At 57.1% G+C, this 20,852-nt stretch carries 18 protein-coding genes; 8 read left to right on the forward strand and 10 right to left on the reverse strand.

Going from position 1 to position 20,852, the window contains the following annotated elements:
* Positions 1-80 precede the first annotated feature (80 nt).
* The 10 genes from tolB to secA all read right to left on the reverse strand — a co-directional run bounded on the left by tolB (position 81) and on the right by secA (position 9,991).
* A complete protein-coding gene (gene tolB / locus CPA57_RS03515) occupies positions 81-1,451 on the reverse strand; it encodes a Tol-Pal system beta propeller repeat protein TolB (protein ID WP_182081453.1) in 1,371 nt (456 codons plus the stop codon).
* Between the two features lie 25 nt (positions 1,452-1,476).
* Positions 1,477-2,499, reverse strand: a complete 1,023-nt coding sequence (locus CPA57_RS03520; protein ID WP_326831337.1) for an energy transducer TonB — start codon at positions 2,497-2,499, stop codon at positions 1,477-1,479.
* Positions 2,500-2,510: 11 nt separating this feature from the next.
* Entirely contained in the window at positions 2,511-2,945 is a 435-nt protein-coding gene (gene tolR, locus CPA57_RS03525) for a protein TolR (protein ID WP_182081454.1), read from the reverse strand.
* Between the two features lie 5 nt (positions 2,946-2,950).
* Positions 2,951-3,682, reverse strand: a complete 732-nt coding sequence (gene tolQ, locus CPA57_RS03530; RefSeq protein WP_182081455.1) for a protein TolQ — start codon at positions 3,680-3,682, stop codon at positions 2,951-2,953.
* 125 nt (positions 3,683-3,807) lie between these two features.
* Complete coding sequence (locus CPA57_RS03535) at positions 3,808-4,242, reverse strand: YbgC/FadM family acyl-CoA thioesterase (RefSeq protein WP_182081456.1); 435 nt, start codon at positions 4,240-4,242, stop codon at positions 3,808-3,810.
* A gap of 35 nt (positions 4,243-4,277) precedes the next feature.
* A complete protein-coding gene (gene ruvB / locus CPA57_RS03540) occupies positions 4,278-5,327 on the reverse strand; it encodes a Holliday junction branch migration DNA helicase RuvB (protein WP_182081457.1) in 1,050 nt (349 codons plus the stop codon).
* Between the two features lie 29 nt (positions 5,328-5,356).
* Positions 5,357-5,995 carry a Holliday junction branch migration protein RuvA gene (gene ruvA, locus CPA57_RS03545; protein ID WP_182081458.1) on the reverse strand — a complete coding sequence of 213 codons (639 nt, stop codon included), beginning with the start codon at positions 5,993-5,995 and terminating at the stop codon, positions 5,357-5,359.
* Positions 5,992-6,498: a crossover junction endodeoxyribonuclease RuvC gene (ruvC, locus tag CPA57_RS03550; protein ID WP_077396518.1), complete on the reverse strand. Its 507-nt coding sequence runs from the start codon at positions 6,496-6,498 to the stop codon at positions 5,992-5,994. The genes ruvA and ruvC overlap by 4 nt, the downstream gene beginning before the upstream one ends.
* Positions 6,495-7,244 (reverse strand): YebC/PmpR family DNA-binding transcriptional regulator, encoded by a 750-nt coding sequence (locus CPA57_RS03555; RefSeq protein WP_077396517.1) that lies wholly within the window; start codon positions 7,242-7,244, stop codon positions 6,495-6,497. Before CPA57_RS03555 ends, ruvC begins: the two co-directional genes overlap by 4 nt.
* A gap of 92 nt (positions 7,245-7,336) precedes the next feature.
* On the reverse strand, positions 7,337-9,991 hold the full coding sequence (gene secA / locus CPA57_RS03560; RefSeq protein ID WP_182081459.1) for a preprotein translocase subunit SecA: 2,655 nt from the start codon (positions 9,989-9,991) through the stop codon (positions 7,337-7,339).
* Between the two features lie 328 nt (positions 9,992-10,319).
* On the opposite strand from secA, the gene CPA57_RS03565 reads away from it, so the two are divergent.
* From CPA57_RS03565 to CPA57_RS03600, 8 genes are all read left to right on the forward strand, one after another.
* Complete coding sequence (locus tag CPA57_RS03565; RefSeq protein ID WP_229709211.1) at positions 10,320-11,273, forward strand: peptidylprolyl isomerase; 954 nt, start codon at positions 10,320-10,322, stop codon at positions 11,271-11,273.
* Positions 11,274-11,276: 3 nt separating this feature from the next.
* Positions 11,277-12,512 (forward strand): bifunctional glutamate N-acetyltransferase/amino-acid acetyltransferase ArgJ, encoded by a 1,236-nt coding sequence (gene argJ / locus CPA57_RS03570; RefSeq protein WP_182081460.1) that lies wholly within the window; start codon positions 11,277-11,279, stop codon positions 12,510-12,512.
* Between the two features lie 239 nt (positions 12,513-12,751).
* Positions 12,752-14,014 carry an NAD(P)/FAD-dependent oxidoreductase gene (locus CPA57_RS03575; protein ID WP_182081461.1) on the forward strand — a complete coding sequence of 421 codons (1,263 nt, stop codon included), beginning with the start codon at positions 12,752-12,754 and terminating at the stop codon, positions 14,012-14,014.
* Positions 14,015-14,207: 193 nt separating this feature from the next.
* Positions 14,208-14,945 (forward strand): 2OG-Fe dioxygenase family protein, encoded by a 738-nt coding sequence (locus CPA57_RS03580; protein WP_182081462.1) that lies wholly within the window; start codon positions 14,208-14,210, stop codon positions 14,943-14,945.
* Positions 14,946-14,991: 46 nt separating this feature from the next.
* Positions 14,992-15,540, forward strand: coding sequence for a hypothetical protein (locus tag CPA57_RS03585; RefSeq protein WP_229709212.1), 549 nt, complete (start codon positions 14,992-14,994; stop codon positions 15,538-15,540).
* Between the two features lie 332 nt (positions 15,541-15,872).
* Positions 15,873-16,871, forward strand: coding sequence for a homocysteine S-methyltransferase family protein (locus tag CPA57_RS03590; RefSeq protein ID WP_182081463.1), 999 nt, complete (start codon positions 15,873-15,875; stop codon positions 16,869-16,871).
* 34 nt (positions 16,872-16,905) lie between these two features.
* Positions 16,906-19,437 (forward strand): TonB-dependent receptor plug domain-containing protein, encoded by a 2,532-nt coding sequence (locus CPA57_RS03595; protein ID WP_229709213.1) that lies wholly within the window; start codon positions 16,906-16,908, stop codon positions 19,435-19,437.
* A gap of 38 nt (positions 19,438-19,475) precedes the next feature.
* Positions 19,476-20,840, forward strand: a complete 1,365-nt coding sequence (locus CPA57_RS03600; protein ID WP_182081464.1) for a purine-cytosine permease family protein — start codon at positions 19,476-19,478, stop codon at positions 20,838-20,840.
* Positions 20,841-20,852: the final 12 nt, after the last annotated feature.

The raw sequence follows: 20,852 nt of genomic DNA on the forward strand, positions 1-20,852 counted from the left end.
AGACGCATGGCAGCCCCGAAAGCTACCAGAGCCATGGAAGCGCAACGTCTCCCATAGCCCCAAACAACCGTTCCCTACGCTTAGCGCCGCAACGGCGACCATGCTGGGTCAGAAGCCCCTGTCGTAGTGGGAATGATATGCTCATTGAAACCCGCTACGTCAATCACAGCGATAGAAGAGGTAAAGCCCGCACCACCGGCACCCGCTGCATTCTGGCGGCAGAAGGCCAGTGCCCGGCCATTTGGTGCGAAACTTGGGCTCTCCACAGTAAAGCCTTGTGTCAGAGACCGCTCCCCAACACCATCTGGCCCCATCACGCCAAGGGTGAAGCCACCCGAGCCAATACGGACGAAAGCAATCTGATCACCTCTCGGGGACCATACAGGCGACCCATAGTGACCATTACCGTAAGAAATGCGATGGGCATTTCCACCGTTCGCACTCATCACATACAGCTGCGGCGAGCCACCACGGTCGGAGTTAAAGACGATGTTCTGACCATCTGGGCTAAAGCACGGGCTAGTATCAATCACACCCGGTGCCGATGTCAGACGGCGACGGTGCTGGGTGGCCAGATCAATCAGATACAAATCCGCCCCACCATCCTTAGTCGTGGCCGAAAGAATGATGCTCCGCCCATCTGGAGAAAAGCGCGGTGCAAAGGAAATGCCCTCAAACGTGCCAAGAATGGTCTGCTGCCCCGTGTTGAGGTCATACACATACACACGAGGGCGATTATTAGCGTAGGACAGAAAGGCCAACTGCTCACTAATAGGGCTGAAGCGTGGCTCCAACGTCAGCCAGTTACCATTGGTCAACATATGAGCATTGGCACCGTCCTGATCCATAATGGCAAGACGTGTGGCCTGATGGCGCCGTGGGCCTGTCCGGGAGATATAAGCGATACGAGTATCAAAATACCCATCCTCACCCAGCAGACGCTTATAGATAGAATCAGCAATGATATGGGCAATACGACGCCAGTTGCTCGGAGAAGCCGTATAGGCCCGGCCTTCCATCTGCTGGCCTGCCACGACATCCCACAGGCGCATCTCCACCCGTACATGGTCAGCCCCTGTAGCACTCCCGGCCACAGCTACACGGGCACCACGAGCCTTCAGTGCCGAAAAGTCCGGCTGAACAGAAGCCGGCACCGTGCCCCCCATGACCTGAAACAGCCCTGTGCTGGAAAGGTCAGAAGAAATCACGCCGGAAATCTGATTCCCCAGCCCCGGTCCAAAATCCGGAACCACAATGGGGATGGGGGCCTGATGAGCCCCGGCCACTGTGATCTCTGCCGGGGCGTTTCCGCTAGCAGCCCGTGCGCTACGACTTCCCAGCAGGGCCAGAGGCGTAACAAGCACACCACCCGCAGCAACCCCACCAAGCAGGGAGCGGCGGGAGAGATGCTTCTGAAGAAGTTCAGCCTCGGTATCAGAAAAAAAGGACATGCAATAACCTCAGATAAATCCAGCCTCAGGGCTTGAACAGAAAACGGAACTGCCTCACCTGCCCCAGCATACGCTTAGGCACGGGCAGGCGGGAGCAGGTAGGACTCAGCACGGCATCCCGGGCCCGTTCGGCCTGGACCCGATATGTCGGGTCCGCTGCCATACGGGCACGAGTCTCCGGCAAAAATGTGACCATGCGAGCTTCGCCGGCTGCATCCACCGTGACCATCATACGTGCAGAGAAATTCTGATAGTTTCGAGCCAGTGTATCTTCCTGATAGCAACGCTGTACGGATGACCCGATGGCATTCTGCTCACCACTCGTCAAAGCACCCGTATCACCATCAGGACGACCACCCCCACGAGGAGACCCGCCCTGTGCCTGATTAGGCAACGCCTTAGGCGGACGCTCTTGCTTCTCCTGGCTCCGGTACTCATCCAACGTAGCCAACAGGGAACGGCTGTCCTCCTGCGTCTTTTTAGCCTCATGCTCCTGCTGGGTATGGGAAAGCTGCGGCTTGGCAGGCGGCTTCTCCACCTTATGCTCCGGTGCCTTGACCTGCGCTTGCTTATGCACCGGTTCCGGCTTCGGCTTTGCTTGCTCGCTCACCTCACCCTTTTCCCGCACTGGAGCACGCTGCTGGACCGGTGTCTTCACAGCCACATGAGACGGCTCTGGGGCTGCCTGTACAGGCCGAGGCGGTGGCGGAGCCGGTGGCGGTGGTTCAACTGGCTTTGGCTTGGGCGGCTGCGGTGCTGGGGGAGCCTTTGCCTCCACCGGAGCAGGTGGCGCCGGAACTTCAGCCTTATGCGCAGACCGAGCCGCCGGGCGGGCACCCCCGGTTGCCTCATACACCATAGTGACTGTCTGCTCTGCCGGTGGTTCTGGCAGGGGCGGCTGCGGGTGCCAAAGTAGGAAAACCAGCACACCCCCATGCAGCAGCAGGGAGAGCAGCACAGCACCCGTCACAAGGCTGCCCTGCCCCCGCTCCCGCCGCTGATAGGGCGGTGGAATCTCATCAAATCGTGATGATGCAGAGAAGCTCACGCAGGCTCTCCTTACTGGCCGCCCTGTGGCTGCTGCGCCAACAGGGCAACATGGGTAAAGCCACCAGATGTGATCTGCCCCATCGTACTCATCACCTTGCCATAGTCGATATGCGCATCGGCCCGCACAAAAATACGGCGACCGGAATCATCGCTCGCCAACTGCTTGAGATGAGTTACCAGCTCATCTGCACTGACGGGATCATCCCCCAGATACAAGCTGCCATCGCTCTTGATGGACACTGTAATGGGCTTGTCATCAGAATTGACAGGCTTGGCACTTGTCTGCGGCAGATCAACATTTACACCACTGGTCAACATCGGTGCCGTCACCATGAAAATGATGAGCAGCACCAGCATGACATCTACCAGCGGGGTTACGTTGATGTTTGCTTCCGGGCGGCTCCGCCTACTTCTGCCCCGCCCAATGCGTGATGAAGCCTCCATGATGCTCAGTTCCTCCCGCTGCCACGTTCTTCAGACTGGCGGGATAGGATAGCCGCAAACTCGGTCCCGAAGCCTTCCAGCCGTTCAGCGAAATTATCCACACTGCGGCTGATGAGGTTGTAAGCCACATAGGCCGGAATGGCTGTTAGCAGACCGATAGCTGTTGCAAAAAGTGCCTCGGAAATACCCGGTGCTACAACGGAAAGATTCGTGTTGTGCATGGAAGCAATGGAGCTAAAAGCATGCATGATACCCCACACCGTTCCAAACAGACCGACAAATGGGGCGACCGGACCGATGGTAGCCAGCATCACGAGATAGCGGCTCAGACGCTCTGTCTCTCTGCCGATTGTAATGCTGATAGCCCGGTCAATGCGTTCAGACGTACCACCGTGGATCACATCAATCCCCGCAATGCGGGATGAACGACGCCATTCGCCCATCGCCGCCCCGAAGACAGCAGCCATTGGATGAACAGGGCGTGCCCCTTCACTGTCATACAGATCATCCAGCGACCCACCGGACCAGAAGCGGTCCTCAAAGGTCGTAGCCTCTCGATTGACCCGCCGCAGGAGAAGCACCTTCTCCACAATGACCGCCCATACGAAAATGCTACACAGCACCAGCCCGATCATGACTAGCTGCACAGCCAGAGAAGCATTCAGGAACAGATGGAAGGGCGAAAGCCCCGCTGCCCCGGCAGCACCCAGAGCACTCGAATTCACAGCCTGATCCACTCCGCTTTCTCCTGTTTTCTATGGTCGGTTGGGTAAAGGACTACTGCCCATGTTGCGGCAGGAAGTACTTTTTTCAATGGCACAGGACGCAGAAAGAGCAAACATCTTTATCTTTAAATCTTTTGTCAGGCGGAATCCCCGCCTGATACCTCCAGCCCTGCCAATTTTTCCTGATAGGCAACAGGCAGCCGCAACGGAGCCATACTAGCCAATCTCAGGCAGGCCAGCTCCACCTCAATCACGACCGACTTCTGCCCACCCCGGGAGAGATTGGTGATAACCTGCCTCAGCTTCAGCCGGGCCCCGCCCCTCTGTAGCAAAACTGTTTCCACATCCATCAGCTCATCCAACCGCAGGGGGGCGTGATAACGGATACCCAACTGCCGGACGACAAAGCCGATTCCATCCTCTTCCGCCATTTCCCCAACGCTAAGCCCAAGGCTGCGTAATGCCTCGGCTCTGGCACGTTCGGCAAAGCCCAGATACCGGGCGTGATAGACGATACCCCCCGCATCTGTATCTTCATAATAAATACGGAACTGACAGTGATGTGCCGCCATGTCGTGTTCTCCCTAATGGCCGCCCGCACCAGCCCTTACAGGAACCGTGGTGCCAGATTATCAGAAGGTGGGTTGAGGCCGAGATAACGCCATCCGGGTTCCCCCAGCATCCGCCCCCGTGAGGTCCGCAGGATCAACCCTTCCTGTATCAGATAGGGTTCCACTACGTCTTCCAACGTATCACGGGCTTCCGCCAATGCCGCTGCCAATGTTTCCACCCCCACGGGGCCACCCCGGTGATGCTCGGCAATGCGGCGGAGGTAACGTCTATCCATCGCATCAAGCCCGTGGCTATCTACCTCCAGTCGAGAGAGGGCTGCATCTGCCAGCGTACGGTCAACGACCCCTTTCTTCGCCACAAGGGCAAAGTCCCTCACACGGCGCAGCAGCCTTCCAGCAATACGGGGTGTCCCACGGGAACGACGGGCAATTTCTTCTGCCCCTTCATCCGTCAACGCCATACCTAGCTTCTCTGCGCCACGGCTAACAATCTGGCGCAACTCCTCAGGCGTATAGAAAACCAAACGCAGCGGAATGCCGAACCGGTCCCGCAACGGTGTTGCCAGCAGACCAGAACGTGTCGTAGCGGCTACGAGCGTAAAGGGAGCCAAATCAATCCGCACTGAGCGAGCGGCCGGCCCCTCACCAATCACGAGGTCCAGTTGGAAATCTTCCATCGCAGGATAAAGGATTTCCTCAATCGCCGGCTGGAGACGGTGAATCTCATCAATGAACAGCACATCTCGAGGCTGAAGGTTCGTCAGAATGGCTGCAAGGTCTCCAGCGCGCTGAATGACCGGCCCTGACGTAGCCCGGAAGCCTACACCAAGTTCACGAGAAACAATCTGGGCGAGGGTTGTCTTCCCCAATCCTGGCGGACCATGTAGCAGGACATGGTCCAGCGCATCACCCCGTTTACGGGCTGCCTCAATAAAAATGGAGAGATTTTCCCGGCTGGCTTTCTGGCCTGTAAAGTCGGCCAGAGTCTGCGGGCGCAGGGTGGTATCAGCCACATCCTCGGGCTGGCGTGTGGCATCCGTCTCCGGCGCACGGCCAAAAGGTGTCTCTGGTACAAACTGGTTCATCGGCCCTGCTCTTCCCCTCTTCCCTCTGCCTACCGGGCCAGTTCCTTAAGGGCAAGACGAATGATAACATCCAGCCCTGCCCCGTCATTCTCCCCGATAAGTCGGCTGACAATCGGCCAGCTTTCTGCACGACGGAAGCCCAGACCTTCCAGGGCCATAAGAGCATCCTGCTCCAGCCCTGCACTCCCATGCAGACGGGTGCTGATAGCCGCCTCTCCCCCTCCAGCGGTCATGCTTGTCCCGCTCATACCGGCGGGAGCTGGCATTTTGGCCACTTTGCCCTTAAGCTCCGTTAAGAGACGTGCTGCTAGCTTGGGGCCAACCCCAGCGGCCTGCGTAAAGGCAGTCTTATCCTCTGCATGGACAGCCTTCCAAAGCAGACTGGGGCGACTAACTGACAGAATGGCCAAAGCCACACGGGTACCCACCCCTTGAACAGTCGTAAGAAGGCGGAACCATGCCTGTTCATCCGCCTCCGCAAAGCCAAAAAGCTGAATAGCATCTTCCCGCACGATGGTTTCCACCAACACACGGGCCACTTCCGGCGGGCGAGGCAACAGCCCGAGCGTGTGACTTGATGCCGACACGACATAGCCTACCCCATTAACATCAATGAGGCAGTGATCCCCTTCAATATGGGAGACAAGACCCGTCAATTGTCCGATCATGCCATGCGTACTCCCGCACCCACATGCTGCGCACTAGCCCGGTGATGAGCATGGCAAATCGCAATGGCGAGCGCATCGGAGGCATCAGCCCGCTTAACCTCCGCCCCCGGCAAAAGGCGACGGACCATCATGCTGACCTGCTCCTTAGTCGCTGCCCCTGTGCCGACGACCGCACGCTTTACGGCCATGGCGCCATACTCATGCACGCTCAACCCGGCAAGGGCCGGCACAACAAGGGCCACACCACGGGCATAACCCAACTTGAGCGTGGAAGAGCCGTTGCGGTTTACATAGGTCTCCTCAACGGCAGCTTCCGTGGGGCCATAGTGCTGAATGAGCTTCATCAGCCCTTCATGCAAGTCGCAAAGGCGGCGGGGAACGTCATCACCGCTCTGAGTTGCCAAAACACCATCGGCAACATGGCGCAGACGATTCCCCTCCACATCTACAATACCCCAACCCATAAAGCGCAGGCCGGGGTCTATCCCCATAAGGCGGATCAAGCTGCCAGAGCCTCGGCTACCTCATCCGGAATGTCAAAGTTGGCGTAAACAGCCTGCACGTCGTCATTTTCCTCAAGCACATCAATCAGCTTGAGAACGGAACGGGCCTGATCCTCATCCAGCGTGACAGTCGTCTGCGGACGCCAATCCAGCTTGGCAGAACGAGGCTCACCGAAGCGACCTTCCAGCGCATCACGCACGCTCATCAGGGCTTCCATCGCTGTGGTAATCTCGTGCCCATCTTCTGTAGTTTCCACGTTATCAGCACCAGCTTCGATGGCGGCTTCCAGCATGTCATCTTCAGAGGCGGCATCCTGCGGGTAAGCGATCACACCGATATGATCGAAACCGAAGGAAACAGAATTGGTTTCCCCCATGGAGCCACCATGCTTAGAAAATGCAGCCCGGACTTCGGAAGCCGTACGGTTGCGATTATCCGTAAGGCCTTCAATGATGATGGCTACGCCAGCCGGACCATAGCCCTCGTAACGGACAGCCACATAATCTTCCCCACCACCGGCGCCGCTGGCCTTTTTGATGGCACGTTCGACCGTATCCTTGGGCATATTGACTTCACGAGCTGCCGTAATGGCGGCACGCAGGCGGGGGTTCATGGCCGGGTCTGGCATACCGGACCGTGTTGCCACCGTGATCTCACGGATGACTTTGGCAAACTGCTTGGCACGCTTGGCATCCTGCGCCCCTTTACGGTGCATGATGTTCTTAAACTGTGAATGTCCTGCCATGGACCCTACTTCTCCTAAAAAACGTTGAACGCCTATATTCCATGCACCAGCAACGTGCGCCAGAAGGCCGCCCAGAAAAGGCGGCTCCCTTCTTAAATCATTCTGCCGTGGCAGTGCTTGAACTTCTGTCCGGACCCACAAGGGCACGGCGCATTACGAGGTACCTCGTTAAGCCAGCGGGCCAGCGTTGCCGTGTCCAGAGCTTCCTCCTCGGAGGCACCCTCCTCCATCATGCCTGTGGGCATGGTCGGCATGGTCGGGGCTTCACTGACGGGCTGGACATGGCTAACGGACTGCACAACACGGATCCGCAAGTCTTCCAACATGTAAGTGAACATCTGAAAGGCTTCCTGCTTATATTCGTTCAGCGGGTCACGCTGGGCATAGGCCCGCAAGCCAATCCCCTGCCGCATCTGGTCCAGCCCGTGCAGATGCTCCTTCCATGCCCCATCAAAAGAAGTCAGAAGGATATGCTTCTCAATCAGCCTCATCATCTCCGGGCCGACAGTAGCCGAACGTGCCGCATGGGCCTTCGTTGCCGTATCCTCGATGCGGTCGATCAGATGCTCCTCATCCATGCCGTCTTCTTTTGCCCAATCGGCAATCGGCATATCCAGATTAAGGATACGATGAAGCTCCGATGCTAAACCATCGATATCCCATGCTTCCACAAAGGAATTCTGCGGGATATGAGCATGGACAAGCTCTTCAATCACCTTGCCCCGCATATCCGCAATTACACCGGATACATCGGCAGAAGCCATATATTCACGACGCTGGGCGTAGACTTCCTTACGCTGAGCATTCATGACATCGTCATATTTCAGCGTGTTCTTGCGCATGTCGAAGTTACGGGCCTCGACCTTTTTCTGCGCCTTTTCCAATGCCCGATTAAGCCACGGATGCACGATGGCCTCGCCCCGCTTGAGGCCCATCTTCTGCATCATCGCCCCCATGCGGTCCGACCCGAAAATACGGATCAGATCATCCTGAAGGGAAAGGAAGAAGCGGGAATTGCCGGGGTCACCCTGACGGCCAGACCGCCCACGCAACTGATTGTCCACTCGACGGCTTTCATGCCGTTCTGTCCCGATGACATACAGCCCACCAAGCTCGTGCACCTTCTTGTGGTCAGCCGCCACCTGCGCACGGACCTGCTCCGCAACGGCGGCACGCTCGGCTTCATCCTCAATACCAGCGGTTTTCTCTGCCACCAGCATCTCAACGTTACCGCCGAGCTTGATGTCCGTTCCACGCCCCGCCATGTTCGTAGCGATCGTGATGGCACCCGGTGCACCAGCCTGTGCAATGATGCTGGCCTCACGCTCGTGATGGCGGGCATTCAACACGTTATGCGGAATGTGCTTCTGCCGCAGCAAATGAGACAGAACCTCGCTTTGCTCAATAGAGGCTGTACCAACAAGGATGGGCTGGCCCGTTTCATGCACCTTGCGGACAAGCTCTGCGACGGCTTCGTATTTCTCTTCCGCCGTGAGATAAACCTCATCATCCGCATCCTTACGGCGGACAGGCAGATTTGTCGGAATCTCTACGACCTGAAGATTGTAAATCTCGGCGAATTCATCCGCCTCCGTCATAGCTGTACCGGTCATACCGGCCAGCTTGGGGTAGAGGCGGAAATAATTCTGGAAGGTAATGGAAGCCAGCGTCTGGTTTTCCTGCTGAATTTCCACCCCTTCCTTAGCTTCCAACGCTTGATGCAGACCATCGGAGTAACGGCGTCCATCCATCATACGGCCCGTAAACTCGTCAATCAGCATCACCTTGCCATCACGGACGATGTAATCAACATCCCTTGTGAAGAGCGTCCGCGCCCGCAGGGACTGCTGAACATGATGGACGACTGAGATATTATGAAGGTCATACAATCCGCCTTCATGCAGCAGACCAGCCTCCTGCAGCAGTTCCTCGACACGGTCGGACCCTTTTTCCGTCAGCGTGACGGTACGCAGTTTCTCGTCCTTCTCAAAGACGTCCTGCTCCTTCACCAGACGGGCGATCACAGCATCTACGTGACGGTAAAGATCGGAACTATCATCCGCAGGACCAGAGATGATGAGCGGCGTGCGGGCCTCATCAATAAGGATGCTGTCGACCTCATCAACAATGGCAAAGCTGAAAGCACGCTGGACCATTTCATCCAGCGAATATTTCATATTGTCCCGCAGATAATCGAAGCCGAACTCATTGTTCGTTCCGTATGTAATATCTGCCCCGTAGGCCGCACGACGCTGATCGTCCGTCAGGTTCGGGACGATCACACCGGTGGTCAGGCCAAGGAAGCCATACAGACGGGACATTTCCTCAGCATCACGTTTGGCCAGATAGTCATTGACCGTAACAACATGCACCCCCTTACCGGACAGCGCATTCAAATAAACCGCCAAAGTACCAACAAGGGTTTTACCCTCACCAGTCCGCATCTCGGCAATGCGCCCATCATGCAGGACCATGCCCCCGATGAGCTGCACATCGAAATGGCGCATACCCAGCACACGGCGGGAGGCCTCACGACAAACAGCGAAAGCCTCGGTTAACAGGTCATCCAGAGAGGCACCTTCAGCCAGACGCTGACGGAACTCCACCGTCTTACCCTTCAGTTCATCATCCGTGAGAGCCTGCACCTGCGGCTCCAGAGCATTGATCTCTGGCACACGCCGCTGATACTTCTTGAGCGAACGGTCGTTGGAGTGGCCAAAGAGGGCGCGAGCAAGGCGTGAAAGCATGAGTTACCCTGAAAATTTTGCCATCAGCGACTGCGTACGCCCCTTCTTCCCACGGGAAGCCGGGAAACGCCTGCTACGGATGGTCACAACGCTTTTCATATTATGTCCGACATAAGGGGCCTCGCCATCATGGTCAATGGGAAAGCCCCTGTCCTCCTTCTGGACGCAGCACTATTCCCCACTTTTTTCCTCGCTAAGAACCAGCAATGCCACCTCACGCTCATGATGACATAAAATATAGGAAATACTTCACGTTTCTGCCCGTAAGGCTCTTGCTAGGGCAAGCAGGCTTTGTCATGGTGAAAAGGCTGAGTTCTAACAGATTGAAATGACGAGGTCTTACATGCGGCTTTCCCGCTCTCTCCTCCTGTGCACGGCCCTCATCGGGGGCGTCTCCTCTTCTGCCTCGCTGACGGCACAGGCCTTGGCTGCTGATGCCAAGCCGGCCGCCGCTGCACAGCCGCAGGCCAAGCCCGCAGCAGACCCCAACATGCTGCTGGCTACCGTGAATGATCAAAAGATCACTCTGGGCGATGTTCAGCGTGCTGCTGCTACGCTGCCGCCGGAAGCCCGCCAGCTTCAGCCTGCCGTCATCATTCCTTTGCTGATCAATCAGCTCATCGACCAGAAGGCCATCCAGCTTCAGGCTGACAAGGCTGGTCTGGCAAACAAGCCTGCCGTCAAGGCCGCTATGGAGGCTGCTGCCAACAACGTGCTCCAGAACGCTTATCTGGAAGAGCAGGTTGCTCCGAAACTGACAGACGACGCCCTGAAGGCTTATTATCAGGAGCATTATGCCTCCAAGAAGCCTGAGGAAGAAGTCCATGCCCGCCATATCCTCGTGGATAGCGAAGCCAAGGCACAGGGCATCATCCGTCAGCTGAACAAGGGTGCTGATTTCGCCAAACTGGCCGGCCGCCTCTCCACGGACAAAGCTTCCGGTGGGACAAACGGCGGTGACCTCGGCTGGTTCAAACGCGGGGACATGATCCCTGATTTCTCCAATGCTGCTTTCTCCATGAAGTCCGGCACTATCACCCAGAAGCCGGTTCATACCCAGTATGGCTGGCATGTGATTCAGGTTCTGGGCACACGGACAGCCCCGGTACCTAGCTTTGAGCAGGTCCGTGACCAGATCCGCCGCGACCTGATCCGCCAGGAAGTCCGGAAGGTTGTGGAAGCTGCCGAAAAGCAGGCTCGAATCGTGCATTATGATGCCAAGGGCCAGCCCATAACCAGCGCACCGGCACCGGCTGCTGCTCCGGCACAGGCAACACACTAAGCCATGGCGAAACCATACCCCCGCTCCCCGCTGGCGCTCTCACTGCCTAAGCTGACCTCCATCGCCGGGGTGCGGCTTAGTGGTGTGGAAGCCAATATCCGCTATAGCGGGCGGACCGACCTTATGCTGGTCGAGTTCGCCCCCGGCACAACGGCAGCAGGTGTCTATACCCGCAACCTCTGCCCGGGGGCTCCCATCCCCTGGTGCCGTCGTGCCCTTGCTAACACGCCTCATGCACGGGCGCTGCTGGTAAATTCCGGCAATGCGAATGTCTTCACCGGTCGCGCCGGGGAAGAAGCCGTGGTGGCCTGCGCTGGTGAAGTGGCACACCTGCTGGATTGCCCCGTTGAGGATGTCTTCCTCGCCTCTACTGGCGTAATCGGCGAGACACTTCCTTACAAAAAGATCCTCTCGGCTCTGCCCGCAGCCATCGAGGCCTTGCATGATGACGGCTGGGAAGACGCTGCCCGCGCCATCATGACGACCGACACCTTCCCCAAAGCTGCCCGCCGTGAAGTGACGATAGGCGACACGCCGGTCTGCATTCAGGGAATCGCCAAGGGGTCTGGCATGGTCGCCCCGGACATGGCCACTATGCTGGCCTATGTCGCTACGGATGCAACTCTGCCTCAGCCGGTTCTCCAGGCCCTGCTAGAAGAGGGCGTGGGACCGAGCTTCAACTCCATCACGGTGGATTCAGACACCTCCACGTCGGACATGCTGATGCTTTTTGCCACCGGGCAGGCAGAGCATGAGGCGATCAGCAGTCATGAGGATTCAGCACTAGCCGAGTTCCGTGCAGCCCTGAAGGACCTGCTCCATGAGCTAGCCCTGCTGGTTGTCCGTGATGGCGAAGGGGCCAGCAAGCTGATCCGTGTCGATGTGCAAGGCGCACAAAGCGAGCAATCCGCCCGGCGGATTGCCATGGCCATTGCCAACTCTCCGCTGGTGAAGACCGCCATTGCTGGAGAAGATGCAAATTGGGGCCGCATCGTCATGGCCGTTGGCAAAAGCGGCGAGCCTGCTGACAGGGACCGCCTCTCCATCGCCATCGGGGATCATTGGGTGGCCAGTAAGGGCAGCGTAAAAGAGCATGACGTCCATGCGCTGGACGACTACATGCGCCAGCAGGAGATCACAATCACGGCAGATATAGGCCTTGGTTCGGGATGTTCGAGCGTCTGGACCTGTGATCTCACCCACGGTTACATCGACATCAACGGCTCTTACCGGAGCTAAATCCGGGTCTTCCCACCCCCAGATATGGTAGGGTATCGGCCTGTTATACGAACAGGGCCTGCCCTACCACCGGCAGACAGCAGCTCCCCTTGAAATATGGGACTGATACACTCAGAAAACCATGTCGATTACCATGACAGGGCTTGTATATACTGGTACGGACGGCTAGAGCACGAATAGTTATGCGTCCTGCTTACGCCTGTCACGAAAATCACGTCGGAAAAACGAGGAACGGTTTCATGTCCGCAAAAAAGCATGTCGTCATTCTAGGGGGGGGTGTTGGCGGGCTGGAAGCCGCAACCCAGCTCAGCCACAATTCTAAGGTCAGGATTACCCTGATCGATCAGAACGCCGTCCATATCTGGAAGCCCGTTCTGCATGAGCTCGCCTCTGGCACGATCGGTCAGAAGGGGAATCTCTTCGCCTTCAACGAGCTTGCCAAACGTTTTGGCTTCTCCTTCATCCAGAGCACGCTGGATACCATCGACAGCACAACCAAGACACTGAACCTGGAAAACGGGCAGGTACTGGACTATGACCTGCTGATCGTGGCTCTGGGGGCCTGTGCCAACGACTTTGGTACGCCGGGCGCAAAAGAGAACTGTCTCTTCCTCAACACTCTGGCTGATGCGAACGTCATTCACGACCGTTTCCGCTCCCTCATCGAACGGGCACAGCTGACAAACAAGCCGGTCAATCTCAGCATTGTTGGCGGTGGTGCCACGGGCGTGCAGCTGGCGGCTGAGCTCTGTCAGGCTATCGACAGCACACCCGGCCTTGGCCCGTCCGCACGGAAAAGACTGCTAAAGCCCACGCTGATTGAAGCCCAGCCCCGCCTCCTCCCGCCTTTCCCGGAGCAGGTATCGGCTGAGGCACAAGCCGAGCTGGAGAAGCTGGGTTTTGATGTCATCACGAACGGCATGGTTAGCGAAGTTGGCTGTGGTTATATTGCCCTCAAGGATGGCCGCCGTATTGAGTCCGACTTCCCCATCTGGGCTGCCGGTGTGAAGGCCTGCGCTGCGACGTCTCTCCTCAAAAATCTTGAGCTTAGCCGCAGCGGGCAGATTATGGTCACCGATACGCTCCAGACCACGAAGGACCCGTCCATCTATGCGATTGGGGACTGTGCCCGTATGGAGGTCAACCCGACTGCTCCTACGGCTCAGGCAGCCCGGCAGGAAGGCCGCTATGTTGGCCGTGTCGCTATTCCCCGTCAGCTGGCAGGCAAACAGCCCGTTCCCTTCGTTTATAACGACCGTGGCGCCGTTGTGGCTCTGGGTCGCTACAATGCATGGGGCATGTGGCCTTCCAAAAAAGGCTTTGGTGGCCACGGCCTCGGGGCTCAACTGGCCCGCTTTATTCATGAAGGGCTGTTCCGCCAGCACCAGATGGGCATTAGCGGTATTTTCCGTACCATCTGCGCCGCTCTTGGCGAACGCTTCCGGCCCAATAATCCGGACCTGAACGGCAAAGAAACGCCAATCGAGAACAAGAGCAAGTAAGCCCCTCTTCTAGTTCTGCTGCGAAAACCCCTTCCACACACCGTGCGAAGGGGTTTTTCTTAAAGGGCGCATAGAGCGCAAGACAGCGGCCCAGAGACCCCCTATACTATATAAATGTGCCATCATGATCCGTAATGCCGGACAGGTGCCAGTTCCATTCTGTTTTCATTACGGCCACAGGGAGCCGCCCACCATGACTCCATCCCGCACAATACCCACTGCCTCTACCGAACAGCAGATCACGAAAGACGGTTTTACCTTTCTCCCTGCACAGCAGGCTGAAACGTGGCTGGAGCCCTATGGCCTAAAGGACTGGCAGGGTTTTGCGGAAAGCTGGAACGATCTAGGCGTGGACCTCTACATGGCCGATGGTGGACGTTATCGCCGACGCCGTTACGCCACCTTCTCCATCACTGGCGACAATCTAACACGCAAAGAACACCAGCCCCATTACCAGAGCCGAGATTATAATGTGCTCAATGGCGGTGTGGAACGCTGGTTCAGCCCAATCACGGATGAGATCGGGCAGCATCCTGCCCTTACAGCCATTCTTCAGGCCTCTTCCAGCATGGCAGATCACCTCTCTCCGGAACGACCACAGCCAGCATCGTGGCATGTGGAAGTGCATCAGTTCCGTATCGAGGCTGCCAACGATGCAGACGCTCTCCCCACGCCAGAAGGGATGCATCGAGATGGTGTAGACTGGGTGTTCGTCTTCATGGTCAACCGCTGTAATATCCGTGAGGGCGTCACCAGCATCCATGCGTTGGATCAGCAGACTGTTTTAGGCTCCTTCACTCTAACGGACCCGCTGGATACAGCCATTGTGGATGATCACCGGGTTTATCACGGCGTGACGGCTGTCGAGCCGGAAGACCCGGCACACCCCGCCTATCGGGATGTGCTTGTCGTCACGTTACGCTATGAATGAATAACGCCCCTGCTCCTTCCTGCTCTTCCCAGAGGATAACAACGCCATGACCCGCCTATCATCTGCCTCTCGCCGCTTTCCTGCCTTTGCCAAAAGCCTGCGTTCTGCTGCTACTGTCATGGCCCTCTCCGGCCTTGCCCTAATCACCCCTGCCGGGGCAGCCACGGCTAAACATTCAGCACATCGCCATCACGCATCCCAATCTTCTGGCACCATTCCTGTGGAGCTAAAATCCCAGCCTGGTACGGAGCTGGACAAGGCGGCCCGCAGTCTGAATACCGACCTGCTGGAAGATGCAACTCGCCATAATGAGCAGCCCATCGTCCTGACTGGTACGGCCAAACTTGCCTCTAAACAAAAAGGCACGATCCTTTTTGTCCAGCTACAGTCCTACCGCCTCTGCGGCTCGGCGGGTTGTACGACCTCCATTTACCGTAAGAATGGCGATAAATGGGACACATTGCTTGATAGCGTGAATGGCACCATCCGTATCGCCCGTCAGCGTCACAATGGCATGGCTGATATCGTCGTTGATGGAAATGACCGCTGGGTGTTCGACGGTCAAAAATATCAGGACACCCTCAACAGCCCCTAATCACACTGCTCCCACCGTCTTTTCATAGAGGGTGGGATTCATATTTCCGTAGGAAAGCAGGAAGATTTTTCCAGGCTGAGGCAAAATATTTTTTACAGCGTTTTACATCAGGATAATCACATCCTTATGTGATGAAATACATTCCATTAACTGATTTTCATTTATTCTACCCAGTAACTGCCTTTCCTGCTTCCGCTTATACTTTAGATATAACACTATGCTTATATATGTATGGGATTGATATTTTTCACCGCTTTTTTTACCCATGACACTTCCTTCAACAGACAGAAATACAAGGGGGCAACGCCATCCCCCGATGAGACAGAGACGCCATGCCTTCCTCCATCACGTCCATCTTCCCCGATAATACCCACACTCCTCTAATCCTGGATGGTGGAATGGGACGTGAACTGCACCGCATGGGGGCACCCTTCCGCCAACCGGAATGGTCAGCCCTCAGCCTGATGGAGCGGCCTGACCTAGTGCAGCAGGCACATGAAAATTTCCTCAAGGCAGGGGCGCAGGTCATTACAAGCAACAGCTATGCCGTGGTGCCTTTCCATATTGGTGAAGAGCGTTTTACGACACAGGGCGAAGCACTGGCGCGTCTATCCGGCCATCTGGGGCGGCAAGCCATTGCGGCACAGGCCAATGAAGGGACACGGGCACGGCCCCTTCTGGCTGGTTCTCTGCCTCCAACTGGCGGCTCCTACCGGCCCGACCTCTTCACCCCTCACAGGGCAGAAGCCATCCTAACCCCGCTCATCTCCGGGCTGGCACCATCGGTTGATCTCTGGTTGGCAGAGACACAGGGCAGCATTGCCGAACTCCAGACAGCCCACCGGCTCATTCGCCAGAATACAGACGATACACGGCCCTTCTGGGGAAGCTTCACGCTGGATGATTCCGATCCCGCCGCACTCATCCACCAGCACGCCCCGGTCTGCCTGCGATCGGGTGAACGGCTGGAAGAAGCCGTAAAAGCCGCCCTTCGGTTGAAGTTGGAGGCTCTACTCTTCAACTGTAGTGACCCTCGAATCATGGAAATGGCACTACGAACAGCCCGCAACGTGCTGAAAACTCACGGTGATGCCTCCTCCCCCCTACAGCTTGGTGTCTATGCCAATGGCTTTGCCCATAACCATCATGAAGATGAAGGCCAAGGCGCTAATGAAAGCATCACACCGCTGGATGGCACACTAACCCCGCAGCATTACGGCGAATTTGCCCAACGCTGGCACGAAGCCGGTGCCAACATCATTGGTGGATGTTGCGGCATTGGCCCTGAACATATCACCGCCCTCGCTGACCGCTTTTCTTCCCCCTACTAACCCGCCATCCTTTTCGCACTCTGGAGAAACAACAATGCCCCGCCTGCATGGCCCTTACCGTCTGCCTGCCTCCCTGCTGTCCCTATCCTGCCTGATGGGCTCATGCAGCTTTGGTCTCGGGCTCTCTACAGCCATGTCCGGCCTTACATCCCCCGCTCTGGCCGCCGTTCCCACCCACGGCCCGGGTACAAACACCAGAGCAGCCCATACAAAGGATAGCGGTGCAACCAAGGCTGTGCCCCATACAGCCACAGCCCACCCCCACCATCGGCCCCACGCCATCAATGCCACATCTACCGAACATCTGACTGTCCGGCAGACCAACACCCCCCTGAAACGGGCCCGCACCAGTACATCGCCTGTTGATATTGTCACGGCTCAACAGCTTCAGCGTACGGGGCAAATCAATGTGGCGGATGCGCTGGCCCGCATCAATCCCTCTGTCACCATAAGCACGGCGGGCTATGATGCCTCGGCTCTAACATCCTCCATCCGCCTGCGGGGGCTCAACCCCAATCATACGCTTGTGCTTGTCAACGGCATACGCCGCCACACCACAGCAAACATCAGCGCCGATAGCGGGCCGGAGGAAGGCTCCAGCCCGGTCGATCTGAACATGATTCCCCCTGAAGCCATCGACCATATCGAAATCCTACGGGATGGAGCAGCCTCCCGCTATGGGGCCGACGGATTGGCGGGTGTCATCAACATTGTGCTGAAAAAGGACATCAAAAGCTCTAATATCGACGCCCAGACCGGCGCAAATGCCTATAATGGCGACGGCTGGCAATATCAGTTCGGCTTCGACAAGGGCTTCTCCCTTGGGGAGGATGGCTACGTCAATCTCGCCGGACAAATGTTCCATACGGACCATTTCATCCAAAAGGGCCTTGATGACCGCACGGGCCTTTATGATGACCCTGCCCTGAGCCTTGCTGAACAGACCCGCCAGACCCTCAGCCTCAATTTCGGCAAACACTTTACCCAGTCGCTGGAAGGCTATGGCTTTGTCACCTATGCCCACCGTCACGGTGAAGGCTTTCAGGATTACCGGACACCGGATGTCTTCCCACAATATTTTCCCAACGGCTTTTCCCCCATCGAGGCCATGGAGGAACAGGATTTCGCCGTTACTCTGGGGCTAAAGGGCCGCCTGCCTGCTGGGTTCCATTGGGATGCCAATACAACCTACGGGGCTGATGATGACCACATGAGCCTTAAAAACAGCGGCAACCCGGCCTATTACGCCGATTACGGCACATCCCCCACTAAGGTGCGGACAGAACGCTTCAAAAACGAACAGTGGAACAACACGCTAAATATCAGCCGCAAATTTGCTTTTGCTCCGGGCCGCTCTCTAGACCTCTCCTTCGGGGCCCAGCACAGGCTGGAGAAATACACTATCGGTGCTGGTGAACCTGCCTCCTACTACAAAGGCGGCCTTCAGGGCTTTTCAGGCCTGATGCCGCAGAATGCCGGTTCATGGAACCGCAATGTCTGGGCTGGTTACATTGATGCTGATTTTCACCCGCTGCGTCATCTTGATGTCGATTTCGGCGGGCGGTACGAACATTATACCGATTCCGGAAATGCCCAGACAGGCAAAGTCGCCGCCCGCTATGACTTTACGAAACGCTTTGCCATACGCGCCACCATCAGCAACGGCTATCGTGCCCCAACCCTGCTAGAGCAGCATTACAGCGCACTAAGTGTCATTCCCAACGGGGCCTCTGCCAGCTTGCCTGTCAGCTCCGTAGCGGCCAGTTCCCTCGGGGCGCAGAAGCTGAAAGCCGAACGCTCCACCAATGCCAGCGGCGGCATTGTGATGGAACCCATTACGAATCTTCATGTCTCGGTGGATGTGTATCAAATCAACATCCGCAACCGCATTGCTCCGGGGGGCAGCTTTCAGGGTAGTGCAGCAGAAAATGCCATCTCCCTCATGGGGGCCGCCCTGCCCGGCGGGCTAGACCCGGACAACGTAACGGCAACCTACTTCACCAACGGTGCCAGCACCCGCACGCAGGGGCTGGACATCATGGCCGATTACAATCTGAAACTGCACCGCTACGGGTCGCTCAATCTCAGCATGGCCCTCAATCTTAACCGGACCCGCATCCATCATCTCAATACCTATGCGGATGGATCACCCATCCTCAATGCTCAGCAGATCGGTTATCTCACTACGGCATCACCACGAAGCAAGATTGTTCTCAATGCCTATTGGAAGCTGAACCGCTGGAACGTGAACCTACGCCAGACCCGCTATGGCGAGACAGTCAATAACGTGACCTATCAAGATCAGGCCCCTGCTGCACTGCAATACTCACAGAGCCAGTTCCATCGCTTCGTAAACACACCCGCATGGCTGACAGACCTTGAGGTCGGCTTCCAGGCCACGAAGCGCATCCATCTGGCTATTGGCGGTAACAATCTTTTCAATGTCCGCCCCCGCCGGATGCCTGCCGCGAATTCATATCTCGGTACGCTGTTCTATGACAACAACTCCGCCGGTATCCCTATGACGGGCGGATATTATTACGGGCGCATCAACATCAGCCTGTAACGGCACTTCAGGCACGGATCACGGCAAGGCAGACCATCATGTTCTCAGCGATTGAACAGCACACCATCCACCCCATCCCCGCCTCGGACAGGCGGGGACGCCCCCGGGACCAGTTCACCATCTGGTTCAGCACCAACATGACGCTGCTAACAGTCGTGACCGGTGCGCTAGGGCCGTTGCAATGTCATATCTCCTTTAGCATGACAGCCCTTGCCTTCCTGCTGGGCAGTCTGCTCGGGGCGGTCTTCATGGCTCTTCATGCTGTCCAAGGGCCACGGCTGGGTGTCCCGCAGATGATCCAAAGCCGGGGGCAATTCGGTGCGTGGGGGGCCATTCCGGTCATCCTGATGGTCGTCATCATGTATGTCAGCTTTGTTGCTTCAAACTGCGTGGTAGGCGGCGATGCACTACGGAGCGTCCTGCCCTCGCTGGGGGCACATCCGGCCATTCTCATCATGGCTGTACTCAGCCTGCTGCCTTGCATCATCGGCTATAGGACAATCGAAATCTTTTCCTCGGCCGTCTCCTTCATCACGGCGGCCGTCATTCTACTCTGCTTCTTTGTTGGGCTAGCAAGCCTACCACACGGACAAGCCTTTCTGGCAGACATGCACGGCTCCTTCGCCGGGTTTCTTCAGGCCTTTTCCATCGCCGTGCTCTGGCAGATCGCTACAGCTCCTTATGTCTCGGACTCCTCACGCTATTTGCCGGATGAAAAGGCCAGCTATCCCCGCATCTTCCTCGCCTGCTATGGCGGTACAGTCGGCGGAACCTTTCTGGCGATGGCAGCGGGAGCCTTCCTCAGTGCTGCAACAGGTCTATCGCCTGCCGTTGCCATCACACACATGACCGGGCCTTGGGCGGGGCTAATCATTCTTGTGCTGGGGCTCTCCATCGCCTTCGCCAATGCCATGGACCTCTACTGCTGCACGCTCTCCCTCATCACACTGCTGCATAGCTGCCGCACTAGCTGGCAGCCACGGGGCCGCAGTCGCCTCATCATCACCCTGCTCATCATCCTAACAGCGACGGCAATGGCTCTCTTCATGGCCAAGTCCTTCAATGCCGCCTATAGTGCCCTGCTGGACCTGCTCATGGCTGTCATGATCCCGTGGACGGCTATAAATCTGGCGGACTTCTACCTCATCCGTAAGGGGGATTATCACGTCTCATCCTTTTTCGAACGGGATGGCGGCGTCTATGGGCTTGTGAATGGTCCAGCCCTGTTCAGCTACGGGCTAGGTATTCTGGCTGAAATCCCCTTCCTCAACCTGTCCTTCTATCATGGCCCGCTACTGGAGCGGCTGCATGGCGTGGACATCTCATGGCTGACAGCCCTGCTCGTCTCCACGCTCAGCTATCTTCTGCTGGCACGACGTAAAGCCGTCTCTCCAGCCCTCTAGGGGGTGGGGAAC

The sequence above is a fragment of the Bombella favorum genome, from assembly GCF_014048475.1.
GTDB classification, from domain to species: Bacteria; Pseudomonadota; Alphaproteobacteria; order Acetobacterales; family Acetobacteraceae; genus Bombella; species Bombella favorum.